18 protein-coding genes, 1 tRNA gene and 2 pseudogenes are annotated in these 24,005 nt (G+C 59.6%); 9 read left to right on the top strand and 12 right to left on the bottom strand.

The annotated features are described in order from the left end of the window. Nucleotides 1-3 precede the first annotated feature (3 nt). Nucleotides 4-516 carry a lipocalin family protein gene (locus ACPDZI_RS20580; RefSeq protein WP_076362091.1) on the top strand — a complete coding sequence of 171 codons (513 nt, stop codon included), beginning with the start codon at nt 4-6 and terminating at the stop codon, nt 514-516. 65 nt (nt 517-581) lie between these two features. On the opposite strand, the gene ACPDZI_RS20585 is transcribed toward ACPDZI_RS20580, so the two are convergent. The 3 genes from ACPDZI_RS20585 to ACPDZI_RS20595 form a co-directional block, all read right to left on the bottom strand. After that, a complete protein-coding gene (locus ACPDZI_RS20585) occupies nt 582-2,474 on the bottom strand; it encodes a methyl-accepting chemotaxis protein (protein ID WP_146062396.1) in 1,893 nt (630 codons plus the stop codon). A gap of 250 nt (nt 2,475-2,724) precedes the next feature. Further along, entirely contained in the window at nt 2,725-4,095 is a 1,371-nt protein-coding gene (locus ACPDZI_RS20590; protein ID WP_438833703.1) for a phosphatidylserine decarboxylase family protein, read from the bottom strand. A 292-nt stretch (nt 4,096-4,387) separates the two neighbouring features. Beyond that, a tRNA-Trp gene (locus tag ACPDZI_RS20595) sits at nt 4,388-4,464 on the bottom strand. Nucleotides 4,465-4,672: 208 nt separating this feature from the next. Here ACPDZI_RS20595 and ACPDZI_RS20600 point away from each other — a divergent pair. The 5 genes from ACPDZI_RS20600 to ACPDZI_RS20620 all read left to right on the top strand — a co-directional run bounded on the left by ACPDZI_RS20600 (nt 4,673) and on the right by ACPDZI_RS20620 (nt 7,600). Then, entirely contained in the window at nt 4,673-5,215 is a 543-nt protein-coding gene (locus tag ACPDZI_RS20600) for a hypothetical protein (RefSeq protein WP_016352300.1), read from the top strand. Between the two features lie 99 nt (nt 5,216-5,314). Beyond that, nucleotides 5,315-5,509 carry a hypothetical protein gene (locus ACPDZI_RS20605; RefSeq protein ID WP_123785055.1) on the top strand — a complete coding sequence of 65 codons (195 nt, stop codon included), beginning with the start codon at nt 5,315-5,317 and terminating at the stop codon, nt 5,507-5,509. Continuing rightward, nucleotides 5,490-6,410 carry an aspartate carbamoyltransferase gene (gene pyrB / locus ACPDZI_RS20610; RefSeq protein ID WP_016352301.1) on the top strand — a complete coding sequence of 307 codons (921 nt, stop codon included), beginning with the start codon at nt 5,490-5,492 and terminating at the stop codon, nt 6,408-6,410. The genes ACPDZI_RS20605 and pyrB overlap by 20 nt, the downstream gene beginning before the upstream one ends. 16 nt (nt 6,411-6,426) lie before the next feature. Next, nucleotides 6,427-6,891 carry an aspartate carbamoyltransferase regulatory subunit gene (gene pyrI / locus ACPDZI_RS20615; protein ID WP_438833704.1) on the top strand — a complete coding sequence of 155 codons (465 nt, stop codon included), beginning with the start codon at nt 6,427-6,429 and terminating at the stop codon, nt 6,889-6,891. A gap of 217 nt (nt 6,892-7,108) precedes the next feature. Continuing rightward, nucleotides 7,109-7,600: an arginine repressor gene (locus tag ACPDZI_RS20620; RefSeq protein ID WP_016352302.1), complete on the top strand. Its 492-nt coding sequence runs from the start codon at nt 7,109-7,111 to the stop codon at nt 7,598-7,600. A 178-nt stretch (nt 7,601-7,778) separates the two neighbouring features. On the opposite strand, the gene ACPDZI_RS20625 is transcribed toward ACPDZI_RS20620, so the two are convergent. From ACPDZI_RS20625 to arcA, 4 genes are all read right to left on the bottom strand, one after another. Further along, a complete protein-coding gene (locus ACPDZI_RS20625; RefSeq protein ID WP_438833705.1) occupies nt 7,779-9,182 on the bottom strand; it encodes a YfcC family protein in 1,404 nt (467 codons plus the stop codon). 123 nt (nt 9,183-9,305) lie between these two features. Continuing rightward, nucleotides 9,306-10,310 (bottom strand): ornithine carbamoyltransferase, encoded by a 1,005-nt coding sequence (gene argF / locus ACPDZI_RS20630; protein ID WP_017409770.1) that lies wholly within the window; start codon nt 10,308-10,310, stop codon nt 9,306-9,308. 101 nt (nt 10,311-10,411) lie between these two features. Then, the gene (gene arcC / locus ACPDZI_RS20635; RefSeq protein ID WP_011707754.1) at nt 10,412-11,338 is read right to left on the bottom strand and encodes a carbamate kinase; all 927 of its coding nucleotides are present in this window, start codon (nt 11,336-11,338) and stop codon (nt 10,412-10,414) included. A 63-nt stretch (nt 11,339-11,401) separates the two neighbouring features. Next, complete coding sequence (gene arcA / locus ACPDZI_RS20640) at nt 11,402-12,622, bottom strand: arginine deiminase (RefSeq protein ID WP_438833706.1); 1,221 nt, start codon at nt 12,620-12,622, stop codon at nt 11,402-11,404. A 745-nt stretch (nt 12,623-13,367) separates the two neighbouring features. On the opposite strand from arcA, the gene ACPDZI_RS20645 reads away from it, so the two are divergent. The 3 genes and pseudogenes from ACPDZI_RS20645 (at nt 13,368) to ACPDZI_RS20655 (ending at nt 14,661) form a co-directional block, all read left to right on the top strand. Then, on the top strand, nt 13,368-13,544 hold the full coding sequence (locus ACPDZI_RS20645; RefSeq protein ID WP_017409769.1) for a hypothetical protein: 177 nt from the start codon (nt 13,368-13,370) through the stop codon (nt 13,542-13,544). Nucleotides 13,545-13,644: 100 nt separating this feature from the next. Next, nucleotides 13,645-14,291 (top strand): annotated as a pseudogene (locus tag ACPDZI_RS20650) (division plane positioning ATPase MipZ). Nucleotide 14,292: 1 nt separating this feature from the next. Then, entirely contained in the window at nt 14,293-14,661 is a 369-nt protein-coding gene (locus ACPDZI_RS20655; protein WP_024945174.1) for a CopG family transcriptional regulator, read from the top strand. Between the two features lie 601 nt (nt 14,662-15,262). Here ACPDZI_RS20655 and ACPDZI_RS20660 read toward each other — a convergent pair. From ACPDZI_RS20660 to ACPDZI_RS20680, 5 genes and pseudogenes are all read right to left on the bottom strand, one after another. Then, nucleotides 15,263-16,996, bottom strand: a complete 1,734-nt coding sequence (locus tag ACPDZI_RS20660; RefSeq protein ID WP_323933931.1) for a methyl-accepting chemotaxis protein — start codon at nt 16,994-16,996, stop codon at nt 15,263-15,265. A gap of 51 nt (nt 16,997-17,047) precedes the next feature. Beyond that, nucleotides 17,048-18,058, bottom strand: a complete 1,011-nt coding sequence (gene mglC / locus ACPDZI_RS20665; protein WP_011707760.1) for a galactose/methyl galactoside ABC transporter permease MglC — start codon at nt 18,056-18,058, stop codon at nt 17,048-17,050. Nucleotides 18,059-18,074: 16 nt separating this feature from the next. Further along, nucleotides 18,075-19,595 (bottom strand): galactose/methyl galactoside ABC transporter ATP-binding protein MglA, encoded by a 1,521-nt coding sequence (mglA, locus tag ACPDZI_RS20670; RefSeq protein ID WP_011707761.1) that lies wholly within the window; start codon nt 19,593-19,595, stop codon nt 18,075-18,077. A gap of 54 nt (nt 19,596-19,649) precedes the next feature. Next, nucleotides 19,650-20,635: pseudogene (gene mglB, locus ACPDZI_RS20675) on the bottom strand (galactose/glucose ABC transporter substrate-binding protein MglB). A 234-nt stretch (nt 20,636-20,869) separates the two neighbouring features. After that, nucleotides 20,870-23,947 (bottom strand): beta-galactosidase, encoded by a 3,078-nt coding sequence (locus tag ACPDZI_RS20680; RefSeq protein ID WP_438833707.1) that lies wholly within the window; start codon nt 23,945-23,947, stop codon nt 20,870-20,872. Nucleotides 23,948-24,005 lie beyond the last annotated feature (58 nt).

Genomic DNA, 24,005 nt, shown 5'->3' on the forward strand with positions numbered 1-24,005 from the left:
TTCATGCGTGCACTGCTTTACCTGCTCACCGCCTGCCTGCTGACGGCCTGTACCGGCATCGCTGACGGCATCCGCCCCGTTACCGGCTTCCAGCTCGATCGTTATCTTGGCACCTGGTACGAGATAGCCCGCCTCGACCACGGTTTCGAGCGCGGACTGGAGCAGGTGAGCGCCACCTACAGCCTGCGCGACGATGGCGGGGTCAAGGTGCTCAACCGCGGCCAGCAGAGCGACGGCAGCTGGCGCGAAGCCGAGGGCAAGGCCTACTTCGTCGACAAACCGGACGAAGCACGGCTCAAGGTGAGCTTCTTCGGCCCCTTCTACGGCGGCTACAACGTCATCGAGCTGGACCCCGATTACCAGCTCTCGCTGGTGACCAGCTACAACCACGATTATCTCTGGATCCTCGCCCGCTCACCCAATCCGCCCAAGGACAAAGTGGATGCCCTGGTCGCCAAGGCGGCATCGCTGGGCTTTGCCACCGATCAGCTGATCTGGGTCAAACAGACCCCTTGAGCCTGTCGTGAAATAAGAAAGGGCAGCCCGCGGGCTGCCCTTTTTCATGAACGTTCGAGTGATGATCAGAGCCTGAAGCGGCCGATCTCCAGCTCCAGCCGCTCGGTCAGCCCCTTCAGCTCGGCCGCCTGCGCAGCCTCCTGATTGGCCTGCTCGGCCAGCTCCTGGGAGACGTGACGGATGTTCTCGGTGTTGCGGCTAATCTCGCTGGTGACCGAGGTCTGCTCTTCGGCCGCCGCCGCAATCTGGGTCGCCATGTCGCTGATGGCGCCGATTGCCTCGTTGATCTGCCCCAGGCTCAGGTTGGCAGACTCTGCATCCTCCACGCTGGTACCTGCCAGCTGGCGGCTAGTCTCCATGCCGCTCACCGCCCGGCGGGTGGTCTGCTGCAGGGTCTCGATCATCTGCTGGATCTCGTCAGTGGAGTCGTGGGTGCGGCGTGACAGCACCCGCACCTCGTCCGCCACCACCGCAAAGCCGCGCCCCTGCTCACCGGCCCGGGCCGCCTCGATGGCGGCGTTGAGCGCCAGCAGGTTGGTCTGCTCGGCGATGCCGCTGATGGTGGCCAGAATGCCGCTGATCTTCTGGGCGTGGGCATCCAGCTCCACGATGATCTGGCTGGCGTCCGCCACTTCGTCCGCCAGCCCCGTGATGCTGCGCTGGCTCTGACCGACCTGTGACTGACCAGCGACCGCCAGCTTGACCGCATCGCCGGAGGTAGTGGCGGCAAACTCGGCGTTGCCGGCGATCTCCTGAGTGGCGGAGGCCATCTCGGTCACCGCGGTCGCCACCATCACGATCTCGTCCTGCTGCTGGCGTACTCGCTGGCTGCGGGACTGGGCCCCTGCCGCCTGGGCGCGGGACTGGGCCGCCAGCTCGACGGTAACGTCGCGCAGCCGGCTGACGATGCCATGCAGCCGCGCCACGAACTGGTTGAAGCTCTCCGCCAGCTGACCCACCTCATCCTTGCTGCGAGTGTTGATGTGCACCGTGAGGTCTCCCTCGCCGTGAGCGATGTCGTGCAGCGCACCGGCCACCCGGCCCAGATCGGCAAACAGATACTTGAACATGGCGGTGAGCAGGGCGCTGAACACCAGCATCAGCACCAGGGTCAGCCCCACCAGCTGCCACAGCAAGGAGGCGAGCGGCGCCTCCAGCACGTCGCGATACATCACCATGGCCAGCAGCCAGTCGGTGCCCGGCACCGGCTGCACCGCCAGCAGCACGTCGCGCCCGTCGAGGGTGGCGGCGTGCAGTTCGTTGTTCTCGCGGCCCCACTGCTGGAAGGTGGCCGCCGACAGATCGGGAGAGAGCTCACCAATCTGCTTGAGCGCCAGCTCCTTGTTGGGATGACCGACGATGAGGCCGCTGCTGTCGAGCAGCATGGCGTACCCCTCGCCCTGCACCTGCATCGCCAGCACCTCGTCGATCAGCTTGTCGAGCGCCAGGTTGGCCCCCACGGCACCGACCAGTTCGCCCTGATGGAGCACCGGCTCGGAGAGAGTGACCACCAGCTTCTGCATGGTGACACTGACATAGGGAGCGGTGACGATGAGCTGTCCCGCCCTCACCGCGTCCTGATACCAGGGGCGCTCGCGCGGGTCATAGTTGCCGGTGTTGAGGGAGGGATCCTGGCGGGTCATCACCCCCTGGGTCGAGCCAAAGTAGGTGAGCCCGAACCCGCCCGAGGTATAGGCCTGCTTCAGGTGCGGCACCAGCTCGGCCTGCGGGTTGTCGGCGATCAGGTTCACCAGTGCATGTACCGTGTTCTTGCGATCCGCCATCCAGTCGCCGATGGCGACCGAGTAGGCGTGACCATAGTTGACCGCCTCGCTCTGGATGGCGCTCATGGTGCGGGATTTGAGGGTGTGAAAGGCAACGATGCCGAGCAGTGAGGCCATCAGCAGCACCACCCCCAGACTGGTGGCCAGCAGCTTGCCGCGCAACGAAAGTGTCATGACTACGGATCCTTGTTGTTGTGACGGGCCAGGGAGAGACCCTTATTTAATCAAGGCTATCGGCCACATGCTGAACAGACTTTAGTGAATCCCAGTATTTTTACATCTATCAACAACAGAACCCGCTACTCGTCATTACTGGATCGCTATTCCATGCTGCTGACAACCCGCATTAGGGGGCCAAAAAGCAGCTCCCCATGACAACAACAAGGCCGCCCGCAGGCGGCCTCCCATACTCTACCCGGCAGGGCTACTTGACCCGGGCAATGGCGGTATTGAGCCGCATATTGGTCGCATCCAGCCCGGGGGTCTGGCCATGGAAGTCGAACTCCAGCCTGACCCCAGGGCGGAACAGCAGGCAGTGGGTGGAGCCGCCGAAGTGGAACATGCCGAGCGGATCCCCCTTCTGCACCCGATCCCCCGCCTGCACCGTGATCTCGCAGCTCGACACCTCGGCCATCCCCACCGGCACCACGCACATCAGGCCGATTTTGGGGTTGTCGGCCTCGATGAAGATGAGTGCCCGGGTCGCCACCGAGGTGAGGAACGGCTGGGAATTGTTGGGGGCGCTGGGATCCGCCCCCTGCGGGTCGGCAAAGCCTTCGAACTGGTTTTCCAGATAGTAGGTGCCGTTGACGATGCGCACCTTGCGGATGGTGCCGCTCACCGGGCTGTGCCAGCGGTGGTAGCTGAGCGCACTGAGGAAGGCCTGGTAGACGGTGCCGCCTTCGAAACGGGGTGCCAGATCGTCAAAATCGAGCATGTTGTCCAGCGAATAGGGCTGCCCCTTGAGCCAGAACTGATCGCTGCGGCTCACCTCTTTGCGTACCTGCAGCGGCGCCGATTCGCAGGCGTTGACGATGACACTGTCATCCGTCGGCGCAGATACCGGCCGCACTCCGACCCGAAAACGTCGGGTGAAGAAGTCGTCCCAGCAGCTGAACCCGTGGTATTCGGCTTCCGGCTCGCACTCGAAGATCTGCTCGAAGCTGCCCGGAGTAGGGTTGGGCCCCTCCCCGACCGCCTCGTTCACCACCTTGACCATCTCGGCCTTGGCCACCTTGCCGAGCCAGGGCACCACCAGGGTCTCCTGATCCAGCCGGCTGACCGGCTCATTCAGCACGTAGCGTGAAGCCGGGCTTTGCAGGAACTGGGCCCAGTAGTCGAGGATCTTCTTGAACTGCTGGTTGACCAGGGCGTTGGCAAAGAAGTGATAGCCGGCCTGGGTGGCCATGGGCCAGTCGAGCAGGGCATTGATGGGAAAGCCGATGAGACCGGATGGCTCGTGGCTGGGGATGTCCTGATACGCCTCGGGCGCCGTGGTCATGATGCCGTTGAGCAGCCCCAGGAACTCCTCGAACGAGCGTACCTCTGGCTGACCGAGCGGGGTCAGGTGCTTGTGGCGCCAGGCTTCCTTGAACATGGCTTCGGCCTGGGCATGCAGCGCAGGGTCGGCATGGACCAGATCCCGCAGCTCGGCGATGGGTGGCACCAGCGCCCGCGGCTGCTGGGTCACGTAGTGCTTGATCCGCCGGATCCAGCGCTCGATATGGGCGCCATCGCGGGGGATCCAGCCACCGGGACGGGACTTGTTCAATCGGGTTTCAACTGCCTTGTTCATGGTTCGCTCTCCTCAGCTGATGTTCACGCCCACAATCCACGGCTTGAGCATTGAGTGCCGGCCTGCCAACGGCATGCCAGGGCACCGACCCTGTTATGTAGCACAGGGAGCGCGGCGGGACGATTGCCAGAAACGACAGGGCAAACCGGCGCAACAGCGACTAGCGGTCGGGAGGAACGAGTACAACGGGAGGGAGCACCCTGCTACAGCAGGCGGGACAAGGGACGATGGGAAAAAACGGGAGGCCCGGAAAAGCGAAAAGCCAGCTCAATGAGCTGGCTTCTCTGAAAAATGGCAGGGGCGGCAGGACTCGAACCCGCAACCATCGGTTTTGGAGACCGCTGTTCTACCAATTGGAACTACGCCCCTGCAACAAACGAGGCGAATTATACAAAGCCGGGATCAAAGGTAAAGGCTTTTTTCTCACTTTCGGTGCGATTGCACAAAGGACGAGCAGATCTGGTCACTTTTTACAGCCAAAGGGGGTAACTCGCTGTATTTACAGCCTTGTTTGGGTAGGAAAGCAGCGGCAATGGGGGTAGGGTGAAGAGGTGGCCAGGCAATGAGGAGGCTGCTCATGCTCAATTATCGGTTACTTCAACAACTTGCACCGCTCAACTTCCGGGATGAGAGCAAAACCGAGGCCCTGCCGGACTATCTGGCACGGGTCGCCCCGCTGGTGCCCTTCATTCCCGACAATGTGCTCTCCCAGTGGATTTACCGCCATTGGCGCGGTTTTGAATCCAACTGGAGCTTTATCGATCTCGCCCGCCACCAGTTCGAGTGTGAAAGCTGGCCCACCGCCAGGATCATCGAGCAGACCGGCTCCCGCCATATGGAGGTGGTCGAACGCTGGGGCGAGATGCTGAGGCACAACCGTTACGTCCGTCGATCCTGGCTCGGGGAGTACATGCTGAGCCAGGGTACCTGGTCCGAACCCATCATAGTGCTGGCATCGGCAGCGGGCAGCAGCTACCCGGACGGTCACCCGCTGCCACAACCCTATTGCCTGCTGGAGGGGCACCACAGACTCGCCTATCTGCGCAGCATGGCCGAAGATGCGCAGCCATTGCAGGCCGAACACCAGGTGTGGGTTTGCCGGCCAGTTCACGACAGTTAAACGTTTTTCAGTGCAAATCTTGCCTTTGAAATAAATTTTTGACAATTCAAAATGCGACTCTATAATCTGTCCGGTTTGAAAAAAGGTCAGGACAGGACGATGCAGTTTTTGCTGAAAAAGACAGCCTTGCAGACGGGTGGAGCGCACCAGAGCGGCCCCGTTGTTTCCGGTTCCCGACCCACAGATCCCCAATTGTTTTTAAAAAAAGCCCCTGTTTCAGGGGCTTTTTTTTGTGCCCGAAAAACCTTCATTGATGTCAAAGGGAATGCAGACGATGACCAATCCACTCTATAAGAAACATGTCATCTCCATTTCGGACCTGACCCGGCCCGACATGGAACTGGTGGTCGCAACCGCACAGCGGTTGAAGGCCGAGCCCGACACCCGCTTGCTGAAAGACAAGCTGGTTGCCAGCTGCTTCTTCGAAGCCTCCACCCGTACCCGCCTGTCGTTCGAGACCGCCGTCCAGCGCCTGGGCGGCAACATCATCGGCTTCGCCGACGGTGGCAACACTAGCGCCAAGAAGGGCGAGACCCTGGCCGACTCAATCAAGATCATCGGTTCCTACACCGATGCGGTGGTGATGCGTCATCCGAAAGAGGGGGCTGCCCGCCTCGCCTCCGAGTTCTCCCGCGTGCCGGTCATCAACGGCGGCGACGGCTCCAACCAGCATCCGACCCAGACCCTGCTCGACCTCTTCTCCATCCACGAGACGCAAGGCAAGCTGGATGGCCTCAACGTCGCCTTCGTCGGTGACCTCAAGTACGGCCGCACCGTGCACTCGCTGGCCCAGGCCCTCAGCCTGTTCAACTGCCGCTTCTTCTTCATCTCGCCGGAAGCGCTGGCGATGCCGGACTACATCTGCGAGGAGCTGGAAGAGAAAGGCATCCAGTTCAGCGTGCACGAGACCATGGAAGAGGTAATGCCGGAGCTGGACATCCTCTACATGACCCGGGTCCAGAAAGAACGCTTCGACGAGACCGAATACAAGCACATGGCCGCCAAGTTCGTGCTGGAAGTGGCCACCCTGGAAGGCGCCAAGCCTACCATGAAGATCCTGCACCCCCTGCCCCGCGTCGACGAGATCGACGTCGCGGTCGACAAGACTCCCCACGCCTACTACTTCCAGCAGGCGGAGAACGGGGTTTATGCACGCCAGGCGCTGCTGGCTCTGGTACTGAACGAAACCGTCTAAGGGAAAGGGGTATATCATGTCCGAGAAGAACCAACTGCAAGTCGAAGCCATCCGTCACGGCTCCGTCATCGACCACGTCCCCGCCGGCCAGGGCATCAAGATCCTCAAGCTGTTCCAGCTGATCGAGACCCAGGAGCGCATCACCGTCGGTTTCAACCTGAAATCCGGCGCACTGGGCAAGAAGGATCTCATCAAGATCGAGAACACCCGCCTGACCGAACAGCAGGCCAACCAGCTGGCACTGTTCGCCCCCAAGGCGACCGTCAATATCATCGAAGACTTCGCCGTGGTGAAGAAACACCAGCTGGAGCTGCCGGAGTTCATCGCCGGGGTGTTCCACTGCCCCAACTCCAACTGCATCTCCCACAACGAGCCGGTGGACAGCCACTTCCGGGTGCGCGAGGTGAAAGGCGTGGTGCGGATGAAGTGCAAGTACTGCGAGAAGTCCTTCACCCAGGACATCGTCAGCGAACGCTACTGATAGCCAGACTCAAAAGATATCCAGGTGGGCCCCAAGGGGCCCATTTTTGACCCCTGTCACATCACCAAATAACCAGTTGGTTATAATTTGCCATCCAAACAGAGCTATTCCCGCTCATTTCCTGCCAGTGCATTGATTTCCAGTATTTTTTGCTGATATTCAGCAAATTCGGCAGATATCGAGCGTTTACCGTCGGTCATCATCAAAGGAATTCGCCGTGGTCAAAACCCTCAGTCGTCCCGTGGAACAAGAGCCCGATCTGGCCCAGCTGGATGCCTGTCGCCAGATCATCGGCCAGCACTGCTACAGCACCCAGGAGGAGATCCGGCGCGAGCTGTCGGAGCGCGGTTTCGCCGACATCAGCCAGTCCACCATATCCCGTCTGCTGCGCCGGCTCGGCGTGGCCAAGGCCCAGAACGCCAACGGCAAGAAGGTCTACACCCTGGTGGACGAGCAGCTGGAGCCCGCCGGCAGTACCCGCTCGATCCACGACATGGTGCGCGAAGTGGTGCACAACCAGCAGATGGTGCTGATCCACACCACCCCTGGCGCCGCCACCGTGGTGGCCCGCCTGCTGGATCGCAACGCCAATCCCGAGATCATGGGCGCCGTCGCTGGCAACGACGTGGTGCTGGTCGCCCCACGCCATATCAGCCGCACCCGTCAGGCCCACGCTGCCGTGGTACGCACCCTGGCCCAAGCCCGCTAAGCCCTCTCCCCCGCATAGATCGAGGCGACCCGCGGGCCGCCTTTTTGTTGCCGCAGATCTTCGCCAAGGCAGTTCATCCTCGTCCATTCTCCCCTCCCCACGACTTGAATCGTCATGAGTCAGCCATAAAAAAACGGGAGCCAGTGGCTCCCGTTTTCAGTTTTCTCTTCGTTGTGGATCAGAGCACTGCACCCAGGCTCAGGCAGATCACGATCAGCACGGTCAGCAGACCAAGCAGCGGAGCCACCCATTTCAGCCAGCGTACATAAGGCACCTTGGCAATCGCCAGGCCACCCATGACCACGGCGGAGGTCGGGGTCACCAGGTTCACCAGGCCGGAAGCGGACTGATAGGCGGTGACCACCAGCTCACGACCCACGTTGGCGAAGTCGGCCAGCGGCGCCATGATCGGCATGGTCAGCACGGCCAGACCGGAGGAGGACGGCACCAGGAAGGAGAGCACCACTTCCAGCACGAACATCACGTTGATGAACACCACGGTGGAGAGGCCGGTCACGATCCCTTCTGCGCTGTGCAGTATGGTGTGGGTGATCATGCCGTTGTCCATCACCACCACGATACCGCGGGCGATACCGATGATCAGGGCGACGCCGAGCAGGTCACGAGCACCGTCGATGAAGTTGGAGGTCAGCTCTTCTTCGCTCATGCGGGAGATAACACCGACGATGATGGCGGCAGCCAGGAACACGCCGGAGATCTGCGCCATCCACCAGCCCAGCACGGCCACCCCGTAGATCATCACGGCGAAGGCGGCGACGAAGATACCCAGCACGATTTTACGGGTCAGGGTGAACTCCAGCATCTGGTCGCTCTTGTTGCCAAGGAAATGGGCACGGTTTTCGTCCCACTTGTCAGCCACCAGGGATTTGCTCGGGTCGTTGCGTACCATCTTGGCGTAACGCATGACGTAGGCAACGCAGATCAACCAGCCAGCCACCAGCATGGCGACGCGCAGCCAGATACCGTCGGTGAAGGAGATACCGGCCGCGTTGGCAGCGATAACGGTCGCAAACGGGTTGATGGTGGAGCCCAAAGTACCGATACCGGCGCCCAGCAACACGGTTGCAGCAGCCACGACCGGGTCGAAGCGGGCGGCCATCATCACCGGCACCAACAGGGTGTAGAACGGCAGCGACTCTTCGGCCATGCCGTAGATGGTGCCGCCCGCGGCGAACAGCGCCATCAGGATCGGGATCATCCACTCTTCCCGGCCGCGCAGACGGTCGGTTACACGCTCGATACCGGCATCGATGGCACCGGTCTTGGTCACAATGCCAAGAAAACCACCGATGATCAGGATGAACAGGGAGACGTCGATGGCGCCTGCCTGATAAGTGTCATGGTTATAAAGACCGTCGATAGGTGCCAGCAGCACGTCGACGATCCCCTGGGGATTGCCCTCCACCAGTTTGTAGGTACCAGCCACCGGCACTTCCTTGCCGAGGGCTTCGTTCATGGTCATTTCATATTTGCCGGCCGGCACTATCCAGCTCAGGGCGGCCACCAGGGCGATCAGCACGAACAGTATCGTGTAGGCTGACGGGAACTTGAATTTGGTCATGGTCCAGCTTCCTTCTGTGGGTGTGGTATCCATGCAGGCTGCGGGTCGTAGGGTTAGAGGTATTATGCCGCTGTCACATGGTCGAAAAGCCGGGGGTCACCCCCCGGCACCACTACTGCGACCTTAGTCGCCCAGCGTAGCAACCATCACTGCCTTGATGGTGTGCATCCGGTTTTCGGCCTCGTCGAACACGATGCTGTGCTCGGATTCGAACACGTCCTCGGTCACTTCCAGGCCTTTCATGCCATATTTGTCAGCCACTTCCTTGCCCATGGTGGTCTCATCGTTGTGGAACGCCGGCAGGCAGTGCATGAACTTCACATCCGGGTTCTTGGTGGCGTTGATGACATCCATGTTGACCTGATACGGGGTCATCAGTTTGACGCGCTGATCCCAGGCTTCTTTCGCTTCACCCATGGAAACCCAGACGTCGGTGTAGAGGAAGTCGGTACCCAGCACACCCTCTTTGACATCTTCGGTCAGGGTGATGCGTGCGCCGGTCTCTTCGGCGATCAGGCGGCACTTGGCAACCAGCTCCTCTTCCGGCCAGAAGGCTTTCGGAGCGACCAGACGGATATCCATGCCCATTTTGGCGGCGCCGACCATCAGGGAGTTGCCCATGTTGTTGCGGGCATCACCCAGGTAGGCGAACTTGATTTGATCCAGACGCTTGCCCTTGCCGTGCTCCAGCATGGTCATGAAGTCGGCCAGGATCTGGGTCGGGTGGAATTCGTTGGTCAGGCCGTTCCAGACCGGTACGCCGGCGTAGGCACCCAGCTCTTCCACGATCTCCTGACCGTAGCCACGGTATTCGATGCCGTCATACATGCGACCCAGTACCCGGGCGGTGTCCTTCATGGACTCCTTGTGACCGATCTGGGAACCGCTTGGGCCGAGGTAGGAGACTTGCGCACCCTGGTCGAAGGCCGCTACTTCAAACGCACAACGGGTACGGGTGGAGGTCTTCTCGAAGATCAGGGCAATGTTTTTGCCGGTCAGGTGTTTACGCTCATAGCCACCGTATTTGGCTTTCTTCAGGTCGATGGCCAGATCGATCATGTATTGGATTTCGCGCGGGGTGAAGTCCAGCAGTTTCAGGAAGTTACGGTTACGCAGATTAAAAGCCATGATGAGTTCTCTCTATATTTGTTCAGACCAATTTAGGCAGTAGTGTTGACTACGCATTCTTCAGTACAGATTTGTGCAGACCCCGGAGGGCCGAGTTTCAATTACGCATTCACGGTACGGGTGGCGACGATATTGGTGCCGGCTTCGCCCTTGAGGATGGCCAGGCCATCTTCCAGCGAACCGATGCCGACCATGCCGCCGGTCGCTTTGACAAATTCACAGGAGGCTTCGACTTTCGGCCCCATGGAGCCGGCATCGAACTTGACCCCGGCCAGCTCGTCCGGGCTGGTGATCCGCAGCGGACGCTGGGTCGGTTTGCCCCAGTCCAGATAGACGGCATCGGCATCGGTCAGGATCAGCAGGGCGTCGGCCTTGATCTGCTTGGCCAGGTAGGCGGCAGACATGTCCTTGTCGATGACGGCTTCGATGCCGGTCAGGCTCTGGCCATCCCAGGTCACCGGGATGCCACCACCACCGGTACAGATGATGAGGTGACCCTGAGCGATCAGGGTTTCGATGGCGTCGCCTTCGACGATGCGCTGGGGCAGCGGGGACGGCACCACACGACGGAAGAACTTGCCGTCAGCCTTGACCACCCAGTGCTTCTCTTCTGCCAGGGTGCGGGCTTCAGCCTCTTCGTAGACGGGGCCGATAAATTTGGTCGGATTGGCAAACGCCGGATCCTTGGGATCAACCTGCACCTGGGTCAGCAGCGCGGTGACGTTGCGGCTCGGCATCAGGTTCTTCAGCTCCTGGATCAGCATGTAGCCGATCATGCCCTGAGACTCGGCACCCAGCACATCCAGCGGATAGGGGGATACCTTGGTGTAGGCACTGTTTTGCAGGGCCAGCAGACCGACTTGCGGGCCGTTGCCATGCACCAGCACCACGTTGTACTCCTGAGCGATCAAGGCGATGGTCTTGGCCGCAGTGGCGATGTTCTTGCGCTGGATGTCAGCTTCGAGCGGCTCGCCACGACGGAGCAGAGCATTGCCACCCAGGGCGACGACGACAGTTGGTTTTTTCATGAGTGTTACTCTCGAGTCTTGGTATCTGTGGCGCCGGCCTCTTGCCGGCGCCACGCCGTCTTGTTAGATGCCGTCGCGTTCCATCGGGCAGCTCATGCAGCGGGCGCCGCCGCGACCACGTCCCAGCTCTTCACCCGGGATGGGCAGCACTGTGATGCCGGCCTTGTCGTACTTCTCGTTGGTGTAGGTATTGCGCTCGTAACCCACCACCACGCCGGGGCGCACGGTCAGCACGTTGTTGGCATCGTTCCACTGCTCGCGCTCAGCCTCGAAGGTGTCACCGCCGGTGGTGATGAGCTTGAGCTGATCGACACCCAGCGCCTTCTCAATGGCGGTGACGAAGTAACCCTCTTCCTTGATGTTCATGCCGGTGGCGCCGCCCGGAGTCAGGCTCCAGCAGTTCACATCCTTGCGGATGACTTCCGGATAAACGGAGAAGGTGTCTATGTCCATGTGGGTCATGACGGTATCGAGGTGCATGCAGCTGCGGTGTTTCGGCAGTTGCATGGCGATGACCTGTTTGGCCTGGCCGTGTTTGAACAGGCCGCGAGCCAGGTGTTCGACCCCTTGCGGTGTGGTGCGCTCGGACATGCCGATGAGCACGGAGCCGCGGCCGATGACCAGCACGTCACCGCCCTCGATGGTGGAGTTGTCGTAGTCGCGATCTTCATCACCGAAGTATTTGATGAAGTCTTGGCCGGCGAACTGCGGGTGCCAGCGGTAGATGGCCTTCACGTGGTTGGTCTCGCGACGACGGGCGGCCTTGGCCATCGGGTTGATGGAAACACCGCCATAGACCCAGCAGGATGTGTCACGGGTAAAGAGGTGGTTGGGCAGCGGCTCGATGATGAAGTCGGTCGGGGCGTGCATGCCGACGACCATGTTGACGCCGCTGTAGGGCATCTCGGAGTAGGTCAGGCCGCCGGAGAGAATGCGGGCCAGTTCACGGTGCGGCATGTCTGCCAGGAAGCAGCGCACGTCGTTGGCAAAGGAGGTGCCGAGGCGATAGTCGGAGACCTGATGTTGCAACAGCCAGGTTTTGGCTTCCGGCACGTCCAGGGTTTCGGCCAGCAGATTGGTCAACAGGAAAACTTCGACATTCTGATCGCGCAGTACCTGAGCGAATTTGTCGTGCTCCTGACCGGCACGTTCAACCGACAGGACGTCATCAAACAGCAGATCCTGGCAGTTGGAAGGAGTCAGACGCTTCAGACTGAGGTTGGGGCGGTGCAACATGACACGGCGCAAATGGCCAACTTCAGAACCTACATAAAATTTGCTCATGATTATATTCCGTCTAGCAGTGGTCCCTGCGAGTGATTGAATAGATTCCTTCTATTCATGCTCGTGGCTAAGGCGGGATATTCTTTATGTAGGGTAATCGGCTTGTGTTCTATCCTGCCCTTGCCTTTCGAGACCGAGGTTAGACCTGCAAATCACACCAAACTTAGACATTGATCACATTCACTTATAACTGAATAAATTCACGGTTTATTCTTTGATAGGGATAACAGAACTGACAATCTCCCATTCATCGCCTTCGTTTAAATACGCACTTTTCATCGTGAAATTTTCATAATTCTTCTTGTTTCATTCATTAACCATATCTACTAAGGGATATGTATAAAAACAAAAAACCTTTAATTTCATAAAGATAAAAACAAAATCAACATTCATTGAATTTAATATGCAAAAAATTGAATTTTATGAGATTTCAAAGCAGTGATACGGGGAAATAAATAGTCATTGCCTGCCTGCTCACTGAATAATCTGTTTGTTGTTCCAGATCATGGCATCTCGTCCAACCCGCTCGCGCAGGCCCGCTGCAGCGTACCTGCCGGCTCATCATTTATATGGATATGCACCCAGCCCGCATCTTGGCCACTCATTTTTCAGGGCGCCTGCCATCGGCTCTTTTCAAACTTTTTTCATTAGTTGAATTTATTTCAGCACCTTGCGTCACCAACCACCTCGGCTTAACTCAGAAAGTGATCAGGATCACACCCGTTTTATCACCAAGGAGCTAACCATGAAGATCAAATCACTGCTGTTGTTTGCAAGCCTGCTGCTGCCCATGACCCCTGCACTGGTCAGTGCAGAAGGGGCGCCGGCCATGCCGCTGGTGGTATGCCAGGTCGATAAAGCTCCCCAGATGCTGGTACCGGCCTATGTCTGTCAGTGGTATGGCGGCAGCCAGCACTACTGAGAGTGAGAGTCCAAGAGGAGGCCACCTCCTCTTGGCTTGTCATGGCCCGACCCCCTCCTATACTCAATGCAGCTGTTTTTCATAGGGATAGGAGACGGTCATGATCCTGCTGGTCGGTGGCGAAAAAGGGGGAGCGGCAAGAGTTGCCTGGCCCAGAATCTGGCGGTTTACCTCAGGACCCAGTTTCATGGCGAGGTGTTGCTGGTCGATTGCGATCCACAGCGCACCACCTCGGACTGGATCCAGGAGCGCAATGACAATCCGGACCTGCCCCAGATAAATTGTGTTCAGCTCTACGGCAACATCCGCAACGACTTGCTCAGCCTGAAGAACCGCTATGACTATCTTATCGTCGATTGCGGCGGCCAGGACAACCGGGCATTGCGCTCCACCATGGCAGTTGCCACCCACGCCCTGATCCCGCTACGTCCCAAACGCCGCGACCTCAAGACCTTGCCGCACATGGAAGACCTCATCACCACCTGCAAGATGGTCAACCCCAGCCTGCGGGCGGCCGTGGTGCTGACCCAGTGCCCTGCCCTCCCCAACCAGGTGAAACGGATCCTGGAGGCCAAGGAGGTGTGCTCTTCCTTCGGTGTCGACGTACTCAACTCCATTACCTATGGCCGCAATGTCTACGATGACAGCGAGGAGAAGGGGTTGTCGGTGATGGAAATAGAACCGGATGGCAAATCGGCCGAAGAGATCCGGGCCATCGCCAAGGAGTTTCTGGAGCTGGGGGTGTGAGATGGGCCTTGCCGACCTGAAGAAAAAACACAATCTGCATCATCAGAAGAAGTTCACCATTGACGAGTTCATCGAAGATGCTGACTTCTACGCCAAGGGCAAACCCAAAGTTGTCAGCCTGGAGCTGAATCTGCATCGGGAGGAAGCCCTCACTGCACTCGCCTTCATCGAAAACGGTGAACACCTGAAACCCAGCTACAAAAAAGCGACCTTTTCCCTGAGTACCACGGCCATCGATGAGCTTGGCAGCCTGACCCAGCAGGATGGCATGAACAAATCCCTGTTGTTGCGTATGTTTACCCATTACTTCTCCTCCTTGAGCCCGGAAGAGCGCCAAACCATCTACGAACGGCTACAGGAACACAACTGACACGACAGTAGTGGCACTTGTTATCGCCACCAGCTCCTCGCGCTCTGCTCCCCCTATCCCTTTCTGAACCCCGGTTAAACGGCGTGTGAGACATTCGCCATTAACCTCGTGAGCAAAGCGCCTAAAAAGCTCTCGCGATAGTCGGAAGATAGGATCAAAAAACCTGAACACAAACAAAACAAATCTCTGATTTAAAATGAAATATATCGAAACAAGTTTCCTTCGTAACGAGATACATAAAAACGTTTTTCAATCTGCCGTTGTCGCGCCCCGTGAAATCCTTATAGTTACTCCTGCACGGACGCAATGAAGTCGGTCAGGAAGACTGGCTGCCAGGGTTGGGCAAATGGACTCACCACAGGATGTGGTAAAGGACACCTCCCAGGACGGAGAAAGTGCGACGGGAACGGATGACTCGTCAGGCCATGATGGCTAAAGGACACCCCAAAGGATTGGGAAGGGGAAACCTAAAGGAAGAGGTATAGTCAGGGATTGCAGGGAGCAACTTCGTTCAAGGACATGAGCGATAAGACTATCGGGGGCGACGCAAGTCGCCCCCATCTTTTTTGGCCATTTTTCTTCGGCGGCCAGCCTCCGGCATCTACTCGAGCCGGAAGTGACCCACGATCTCCCGCAGCCTGTCGTAGGTCTGCTGCATCGCAGCGGAGCTGGCTACAGTCTCCTCCCCGTTGTGAGTCAGCTGGCGGATCACCTCGGCAATCGCACTCATGTTGCGATTGATCTCCTCGGCTACTGCGCTCTGCTGCTCCGCCGCCGTGGCGATGTGGCTGATAAGATCGTTGATCTCCACCACCTCTCCAGCCATCAGATCCAGCGATTCATTGACCCGGGTGGTGTTCTCGGCGGCCCCCTGGCAACTCTGCTTGGTGTTGCTCATGGCATCCACCACCGTCTGGGTACCCCGCTGCAGGCTGGCCAGCATGGTCTGGATCTCCGCCGTGCTCTGCTGGGTGCGAGCTGCGAGGGAACGCACCTCGTCCGCCACCACCGCAAAGCCGCGCCCCTGCTCGCCAGCCCGGGCCGCCTCGATAGCGGCGTTGAGGGCCAGCAGGTTGGTTTGTTCGGCAATACTGCCAATCACCCCCAGCACGGAGCCAATCTGCTGCACATCCTGCTGCATGGCTTCGATGGAGCGGGCAGTGGCTTCCACTTCGTCCACCAGAGCCATCACGCTGGTCATGGCCTGATCCACCACCTGGCGGGACTGGCTCGCCAGCTGCTGGCTCTGGCCGGTGAGCTGGGCGGTGCTGGCCGCACTTTCAGAAACGGAGACCGCGGTGCGACTCATCTCATTGATGGCGGTCACCACCTGCTCGGTCTCCCGCACATGGTCAGCCAGCAGGGACTGGGCGGCACCGGTCTGGCTGGCCAGCCCCTCGATACCGCTGTTGAGCTGGCCGCTGGCCTGCCGTACCTCGTTCATCATCTCCTGCAGCCGCTCGATAAAGCGGTTGATGCCGGCCGAAATCTGTCCCAGATCATCGGTACTGGTTACCGCCAGCCGGCGAGTCAGATCGCCGCTGCCACGGGAGAGCTCCAGCACCAGATCCCGCAGCGAAAGGATGGGGCGGTAGGCCAGATTGAGCGCCAGTACGGCGAGCACCATCACCACCACCGCCACCCCGAGCAACGCCATGATGATCTGGCCGTTGAGCGCCTGGGTCATGGTGCGGATGTAGTCGAGATCGATGTAGCCGGTCAGCGTCCAGCTGCTCCCACGGATATCCAGCGGATTGGGACGAGCTTCGTTCTCTCCCTGCGGCTTGCTGCTGTAGAGCACATTGCCCTGGCCATCGGCCAGCGAGAAGTAACGCCCCTCGCCGCTCACCTTCTCCAGCAGGTTCTTGAACTCGCTCATGTCGAGGTAATAAAGGTAGGCAGAGTCGGCCCCTCGCGGCACCAGAATGGAAATGACAGGCTTGCCATCCACCTGCTGCAGCGGGCTGACGGTGATCTGGTTGTTGGCGGCAGGGATCAGCTTGCGCAGCGCATCGACCTTGGCCGTGTCGTTGATGACCCCACTCACGTCGAACGCCATGTCGCCGATCACCTTGACGATATTGTGAAAGCCGGTCTCTTCCAGCGTCTTCTTGACGTTGGTCACCCCGAAGTTGAGGTTGGCCGCCAGCAGGATTTTTTGATTGATGTCGCCGGCCAGCTTCTCTTTGACCAGGGTGATCTGCTCGTTGATGTTCTGGGTTGCCTGGGTGCGGATGTAGGCGCTGATGAAGTGATTGACGCTGAACCAGGCAGTGCCGATGGTGACCAGAATGGCCAGCAGCAACAGGACGTAAATCTTGACCTTGAATGGCATGGGATCCCTCCAGAAGAGAGGGCTGACACTGCCAACCCTCTCTGCCAATCGTTATTTCTTCTTGGCGTACTTCATGGAGTCCAGCGCCACCGCCAGAATGATGATGCCGCCCTTGATGATGAACTGCCAGTAAGGGCTGACCCCGATATAGGTCAAACCATAGTTGATCAATGTAAAGATGAGTACCCCGGTGATCACCCCGGCTACCGTACCCACCCCGCCGGCAAACGACACCCCACCCACCACGCAGGCGGCGATGGCATCTAGTTCATACATGAAGCCGAGGTTGTTGGTGGCACTGCCGATCCGGCCCGCTTCCAGCATACCGCCGAAGGCGTAGAACACCCCTGCCAGCGCATAGATCATCACCAGATTGACCGCCACGTTGACGCCGGAGACCTTGGCGGCTTCCGGGTTGCCGCCGATGGCGAAGATGTTCTTGCCAAAGCGGGTCTTGTTCCACAGCACCCAGACGAACACGCTGGCGATGGCGGCATAGAAGGTCAGATAGGATAGCTTGAAGCCGCCCAGCTTGATGAACCCCTGTGCGAAGCTCGAGAAACGGGGATCGAAACCGGCTACCGGCGAGGCACCCACCGAGTCAAAGTAGAGGGAGTTGATGCCGTAGACGATGATCATGGTCCCCAGGGTGGTAATGAACGGAGTGACGTTCAGATAAGCCACGATAAGGCCGTTGACCAGACCAATCAGGGCCCCCACCACGCACACCAGCAGGATCACCGCCGGAATGGGCACCTCCCCCAGGCTGGGAAACACCTTGTTGACGTTGGTCAGCGCCTGCAGCATGGTCGCCGCGATGAGCGCCGCCAGGCCGACCTGACGACCGGCCGACAGATCCGTCCCCTGAGTGATGATGATGCCTGCCACCCCGAGCGCTATGATGACCCGTACCGAAGACTGGGTCAGGATGTTGCTGAAGTTGGTGAGACTCAGGAAGGAGGGTTCCTTGATCACGATGATCATGAGCAGCACCAGCAGCACCACGTAGATGCCGTTCTCCTTGAGCGCCCGCATCAGATTGAAATTTTTAGCCGACTCCATAAATGTCTTCCTGTCTCTAGAGGTACAGAGATGCCAGGCGCAGTATCTCGCTCTGGTCAGTTTCTTTGGTATTGACGATCCCGGCGACCCGGCCATTGCTCATGACCATGATGCGATCCGTGATGCCGAGCAGTTCGGGCATTTCCGACGAGATGATGATGATGCCTTTGTCCTTCTTCGCCAGCTCCAGGATGAGCTGATAAATCTCGAACTTGGCCCCCACGTCGATGCCGCGAGTCGGTTCATCCAGCATCAGGATCTCCGGCTGGGTCAGCAGCCAGCGGCCGATGATCACCTTCTGCTGGTTGCCCCCCGAGAGGGAACCGATCTGGGTCTGCTGGGTCGGTGTCTTGACCCGCATGGAGTCGATGACCCACTGGGTATCGCTCTTCATCTTGTTGTCGCTGAGCAGTCCCATGGAGCCCTTGTAATTGTCCATGTTGGCGATCAGGGAGTTGAAGGCGATGTCGAGACGCGAATAGATGCCGGTGGAGCGGCGCTCTTCGGTCACCAGTGCAAAACCGTTGCGGATCGCCTCGTGAGCATTGTGGTTCGCCACCGGCTGACCGTGCAGCTTGATGATCCCTTCACTGCGATCGCGGATGCCGAACAGGGTCTCGACGATGTCGGTGCGCTTGGCCCCCACCAGTCCGGCGATGCCGAGGATCTCCCCCTTGTGCAGGTTGAAGGTGATGTCCTGAATCGAGGGTTGGTTTTTCGCCGTCAGGTGCTCGACTTCGAGGATCACCTCTTTCGGCTGGTTGGTCTTCTCCGGGAAGCGCTGGGTCAACTCACGACCGACCATCATGCCGATGATCTGATCCATGGTCATGCCCTTGAGCGGCTGGGTCGCCACCCACTGGCCATCCCGCAATATGGTGATCTCGTCACACAGCTGGAAGATCTCTTCCATTTTGTGGGAGATGTAGACGATGCCGCAGCCCTTCTCCTTGAGCTTGTTGATGATCTTGAAGAGATGGCTCACCTCTTTCTCGGTCAGCGAGGAGGTGGGCTCGTCCATGATGACGATCTTGGCGTCATAGGAGAACGCCTTGGCGATCTCGATCATCTGCATCTGGGAAACGGAGAGGGTACCGACCTTGACCCTTGGGTCGATGTCGATGTCCAGCTCGTCGAAGATATGCTTGGTGTCCTGATACATCTTGCCGTGGTCGACGAACAGTCCCTTGGTGGGATAGCGGCCGAGCCACATGTTGTCCATCACCGAGCGTTGCAGCACCAGGTTGAGCTCCTGATGCACCATGGAGACGCCGTTCTCCAGCGCCTCTTTGGAGGAGGTGAAGTTGATCTCCTGCCCCTTGAAGAAGATCTTGCCCTGATCCTTCTCGTAGATGCCGAACAGGCACTTGAGCAACGTGGATTTTCCTGCCCCGTTCTCGCCCATCAACGCATGCACAGAATGAGGACGGACCCGTAAATTGACATTATCGAGTGCCTTGACGCCGGGAAAGCTTTTACTGACGTCAATCATCTCCAACAGCCATTCTGATTGTTGCTGTGTTGTCATATCAGCCATCACATCTGGTTGAAACTGAGGGCAAGGGGAGACCCCTTGCCCGGGAGGAGGGAATTATTCGAATTTGGACAGGTTGTCAGCATCGACACCAACGTAGGGAACGCGCACAACCTTGTTGACGATGTTCCACTTGGTGCCTTCACCAGCCGCTTTGCCTTCCGCCAGGTTCTTGGTCAGCTCGTAGGTCGCCTTGGCCTGGTTGGCGGCATCGTTCAGCACGGTACCGGCCATGGCGCCGCTCTTGACCAGAGCCAGCGCTTCCGGCAGGGCATCAACCCCGAATACCGGGATGGCGGTCTTGCCCTGGGCCTTCAGCGACTCGACGGCACCCATCGCCATGCCATCGTTGTTGGCGATGACCACTTCGATCTTGTTGGCATTGGGGCCGGAGATCCAGGCGTCCATCTTGTCCTTGGCCATGGCGGTATCCCACATACCGGTATCCATGTGCAGCTGCTCGGTCTTGATGCCGCCGTCGTTCAGTGTCTTGATGACGTAGGTGGTACGGGCTTCCGCATCGGGGTGACCCGGCTCCCCTTTCAGCAGCACGAACTGGATGACGCCATCCTTGTTCAGATCCCAGGCCGGGTTGGCTTTCCAGTGCTTGGCGATCAGCTGCCCCTGGATGATGCCTGACTCCTTGGAGTCGGTACCCACGTAGTAAGCCTTGTCATAGCTGGCCAGATCGGCAGCACTCGGTTCCTTGTTGTAGAACACCACGGGCACATCCTCGCCACGGGCCTTCTCGATCACGACCGGGGCCGCCGCCGGGTCCACCAGGTTGATAGCCAGCGCCTTCACCCTTTGGCCAGCAGTACGTCGACCTGATCGTTCTGCTTGGACTGGTCATTCTGGGAGTCATTCATCAGCAGCTCCACCCCCGGGTTGGCCGCCGCTTCCTTCTCGATTGCCTTGCGCACTACCGCCATGAAGTTGTCGTCGTATTTGTAGACGGTCACCCCGATGCGGGTTTCGGCATGAACGGTGGCTCCAGCCATCAGGCTCATCAGTACGGCGGCAATGGTCGTGATCTTTTTCATTGTTATGCTCCGATCTCTCTATCTGTTTTTGTAGGGAATGCTGTACACCAAGTGAACTGGCGCCAGCCTAATGTAATCAGTTTGTTGTATGACAATCTGTGATCATGACAACAAAATGAAAACGTTTACACTCTGTTACATAGCAACAAATCAATTAAAAATCATTAGGTTAGATTTGATCGCTGAAGATGAAGCCCTGAACGAGGCTCTTTCTTGTTAAGCAATCGCTCAGATTCAGCGTAGAACACAGTTCCAATAGTAGCCGCCCGGCTGCAACCAATATTCCGGCCGCACGCCCTGGCTCCAGGAGTCATCCCCCCCAATCCCCATATGAAAGCCATCGAGACAGAGGTGCAGCCCTCCCTCGGCCACCAGATCGGTCTGGTGGCGGGCCTGTGCCAGCTGCTGCTGACTGAAGCGGCTCAAACTGAAATGGAACAGCCCTTCGACCTCGACAGTACCCAGTTGCAGTTGGCGGGTGTCACAGCGCAGCCCGTTGTCGGTCGGGAACACATACGCGGTGTGCAGCGCATCGGGCGACGACTGCCAGCGACCGAGGTCGGCAGCCAGCAGGCGATCCGGATAGTTCTCGTGCGGACCGCGCCCCAGCCAGCTCACCTCCTCCCCCGTATCCATCACCTCGTCGGTCAGCCAGAGCCGGGCGCCGATGCGTGGCAGAGAGGGCATCTCGGCCGCCACCTCCACCTCGATGGCGAGGTGCATGGCCCCATCCTGATCGAATTCGTGGCGCCAGCGGGTCAGCAGCTTGAGCGCCTCGCCGACGAAGTAGCCGTGGCGTGCCGTCACAACCCCTTGGTCAGGGCTCACTACCAAGTCGAGGCAGCGGTGCTGCAGCTCATTGAGCCCGGCCTCCTGCCAGCGAGCGATCCAGGCGTTGGGATCGGCGTGGTCTGCCTCGCTGGTGCCGATGTCGTTGTCGAGCGGCGCCCGATAGAAGTGATCGGCAATGGCCTCTTTCAGCTGCTCGCGGCCCAGCTTGCACCAGCTTTGGACGCGGCCACTGGCCTTGTCCAGCCGCCACTCGCTGGCGGCCGCCCGGATCTGCCAGCCATCCGCCAGCTCGATAAAGGTGGCCGGCGTGCGGGTGGCGGGCAGTGCCAGCGGCGCAGGCAGCATGCATTGCTGGCGCGCTACCTCGTGACCAGCCGCTGACCAGAGCGTGGCGGCGGGCTGCACGATGGCGAGATCCAGCCAGGCGAGCGCCCCCGGCGCAAAGGCCGGCAGCCGCTCCAGCAGAGTCAGCGTCACGCTTCCCTGCGGTGCCAGGGTGAGTGGGCATTCACCCTGGCTCACCACTACGCCGTCTTCGCACAGCCGCCAGTGCAACCGCTCGTTGTCCGTCTCGCGAAACAGGTACTCGCTGCGGATCTCGACCGTCAGCGGCTGCCGCTCGAGCAACGTCAACCCGAACGGCTGCTGGGCACGTTTTGCCTCAAACAGGGCGGGATGGGGGGTGCGGTCGGGGAACACCAAACCGTTGCAGCAGAACTGGCGATCATTCGGGGTATCGCCGAAATCACCGCCATAGGCCCAGAAATGACGACCATCATCGGTCAGCTTGTCCAGTCCCTGATCGACCCAATCCCAGACGAAACCACCCTGCAACCGTGGATGATCGCGAAATGCCTGCCAGTAGTGGGCATAGCCCCCCAAGCTGTTGCCCATGGCGTGGGCGTATTCACACAGGATCAGCGGGCGAGTCTCTCCCGGCAGGCCGATCCACTTGGCCAGCGCCCACTTGGGCACCGCCGGGAAGGGCTGATCCTGATGGGTACGGGCATACATGGGGCAGATGATGTCGGTGGCCGGCGTATCGGCCCCACCCCCTTCGTATTGCACCGGACGGCTCGGATCCGCCCGCTTGACCCAGCCATACATGGCATCGTGGGCCGGGCCGTAACCCGACTCGTTGCCAAGTGACCAGATGATGACGCTGGGGTGGTTGAAGTCGCGAGCCACCATGCGGGTCACCCGCTCCAGGAAGGCGTTGCTCCAGGCGGGATCCCGCGCCAGCCGCCCCATGGGGGTCATGCCGTGGGTCTCCAGGTTCGCCTCGTCCACCACGTAGAGACCGAGCCGGTCGCACAGCCGATAAAGCTCGGGGTGATTGGGGTAGTGAGAGCAGCGCACCGCGTTGAAGTTGTGCCGCTTCATCAACAGCAGATCCTGCTCGATGGCGGCGGGGGTCACCACATGGCCGCTGGCCGCATCGTGTTCGTGACGGTTGGCACCGCGAATGAGCAGCGGCTGGCCGTTGACCCGCAGCAGGCCGCCACGGATCTCCACCGACCGAAAGCCCACGTCATAGGCTTCGCTCTCGATGGGCTCCCCCTGCTCGTCCAGCAGGGTCAGGGTGAGACGATAGAGGTGGGGGGTCTCGGCGCTCCACTTGCGCGGAGCCGCCACCTCGAGCAGACACTCGGCACGATCGTCATACGCCCCTTTCTCGTCAATAGCTTGCGTGCCGATCGGTTGGCGCAGGGTCGCCACCCGCTCACCGCCGTCATAGAGATTGGCCACCACCGACAGACCGGCCCCATTGACTGCCTGCAACGCGATCTTGAGTCGACCATCGCGATAGCAGGCGTCCAGCTCTGGGGTGACCCGAATGTCCATCAGATGACGAGCCGGTTTGTGCAGCAGGCTGACGGAGCGGAAGATGCCGCTCATGCGCCACATGTCCTGATCTTCCAGATAGGAGCCGTCGGACCAGCGCAGCACCAGCACTGCCAGCCGGTTGTCACCGCAGCAGAGGAAAGAGGTCAGGTCAAATTCGGCAGGCAGCCGGCTGTCCTGGGAGTAACCGACCCAGCGACCGTTGCAGAAGAGGTGAAAAGCGCTGTCCACCCCGTCGAAGATGATCCGGGTCTGGCCGCTGGCGAGCCAGTCGGCCGGCACGCTGAACTCACGGGAGTAGCAGCCGGTGGGATTCTCGGCCGGCACCCGCGGTGGATCGCACGGGAAGGGATATTTGATGTTGGTGTAGATGGGCACATCCGTCGCAGGCCGCAACCCTGGGTAGGCCGCATCCAGCTGCCAGTTGCCCGGCACCTTGATGGGACAGGCATCCGGCAAATCCTCAACCAGCCAGTGCTCCGGCACCAGCTCGGGCGCCGCGAAGAAGGAGAAACGCCACTCCCCATCCAGCAGGGTGCGCGATGGTGAGGCGAGATCATCTCGCGCTGCGGCTTCGCTGCGCCAGCTGAACAAGGGGGTATGGGCAGGCAACCGATTCACTGCGGTAATCGCCTGGGTCTGCCAGTCCTGACGGGCCACTATCTCCCTGAGCATTCTTCTCTCTCCCTGCATGAACGCCGAAAACGTATGCAGTGTAGGGGAGTTTTGCCCG

The sequence above is a fragment of the Aeromonas oralensis genome, assembly GCF_049665575.1.
In the GTDB taxonomy this organism is placed as follows: Bacteria; Pseudomonadota; Gammaproteobacteria; order Enterobacterales; family Aeromonadaceae; genus Aeromonas; species Aeromonas hydrophila.

Bases quoted from the DNA above. Each gene is read 5' to 3' on its own strand.
- ACPDZI_RS20590 (WP_438833703.1), bottom strand. From the start codon at position 4,095: ATGAACAAGGCAGTTGAAACCCGATTGAACAAGTCCCGTCCCGGTGGC.
- argF (WP_017409770.1), bottom strand. From the start codon at position 10,310: ATGGCTTTTAATCTGCGTAACCGTAACTTCCTGAAACTGCTGGACTTC.
- ACPDZI_RS20680 (WP_438833707.1), bottom strand. From the start codon at position 23,947: ATGCTCAGGGAGATAGTGGCCCGTCAGGACTGGCAGACCCAGGCGATT.
- ACPDZI_RS20660 (WP_323933931.1), bottom strand. From the start codon at position 16,996: ATGCCATTCAAGGTCAAGATTTACGTCCTGTTGCTGCTGGCCATTCTG.
- arcA (WP_438833706.1), bottom strand. From the start codon at position 12,622: ATGAGCAAATTTTATGTAGGTTCTGAAGTTGGCCATTTGCGCCGTGTC.
- arcC (WP_011707754.1), bottom strand. From the start codon at position 11,338: ATGAAAAAACCAACTGTCGTCGTCGCCCTGGGTGGCAATGCTCTGCTC.
- ACPDZI_RS20605 (WP_123785055.1), top strand. From the start codon at position 5,315: ATGCAGTTTTTGCTGAAAAAGACAGCCTTGCAGACGGGTGGAGCGCAC.
- mglC (WP_011707760.1), bottom strand. From the start codon at position 18,058: ATGGAGTCGGCTAAAAATTTCAATCTGATGCGGGCGCTCAAGGAGAAC.
- ACPDZI_RS20625 (WP_438833705.1), bottom strand. From the start codon at position 9,182: ATGACCAAATTCAAGTTCCCGTCAGCCTACACGATACTGTTCGTGCTG.
- ACPDZI_RS20585 (WP_146062396.1), bottom strand. From the start codon at position 2,474: ATGACACTTTCGTTGCGCGGCAAGCTGCTGGCCACCAGTCTGGGGGTG.
- mglA (WP_011707761.1), bottom strand. From the start codon at position 19,595: ATGGCTGATATGACAACACAGCAACAATCAGAATGGCTGTTGGAGATG.
- ACPDZI_RS20645 (WP_017409769.1), top strand. From the start codon at position 13,368: ATGAAGATCAAATCACTGCTGTTGTTTGCAAGCCTGCTGCTGCCCATG.
- pyrI (WP_438833704.1), top strand. From the start codon at position 6,427: ATGTCCGAGAAGAACCAACTGCAAGTCGAAGCCATCCGTCACGGCTCC.
- ACPDZI_RS20580 (WP_076362091.1), top strand. From the start codon at position 4: ATGCGTGCACTGCTTTACCTGCTCACCGCCTGCCTGCTGACGGCCTGT.
- ACPDZI_RS20655 (WP_024945174.1), top strand. From the start codon at position 14,293: ATGGGCCTTGCCGACCTGAAGAAAAAACACAATCTGCATCATCAGAAG.
- ACPDZI_RS20600 (WP_016352300.1), top strand. From the start codon at position 4,673: ATGCTCAATTATCGGTTACTTCAACAACTTGCACCGCTCAACTTCCGG.
- pyrB (WP_016352301.1), top strand. From the start codon at position 5,490: ATGACCAATCCACTCTATAAGAAACATGTCATCTCCATTTCGGACCTG.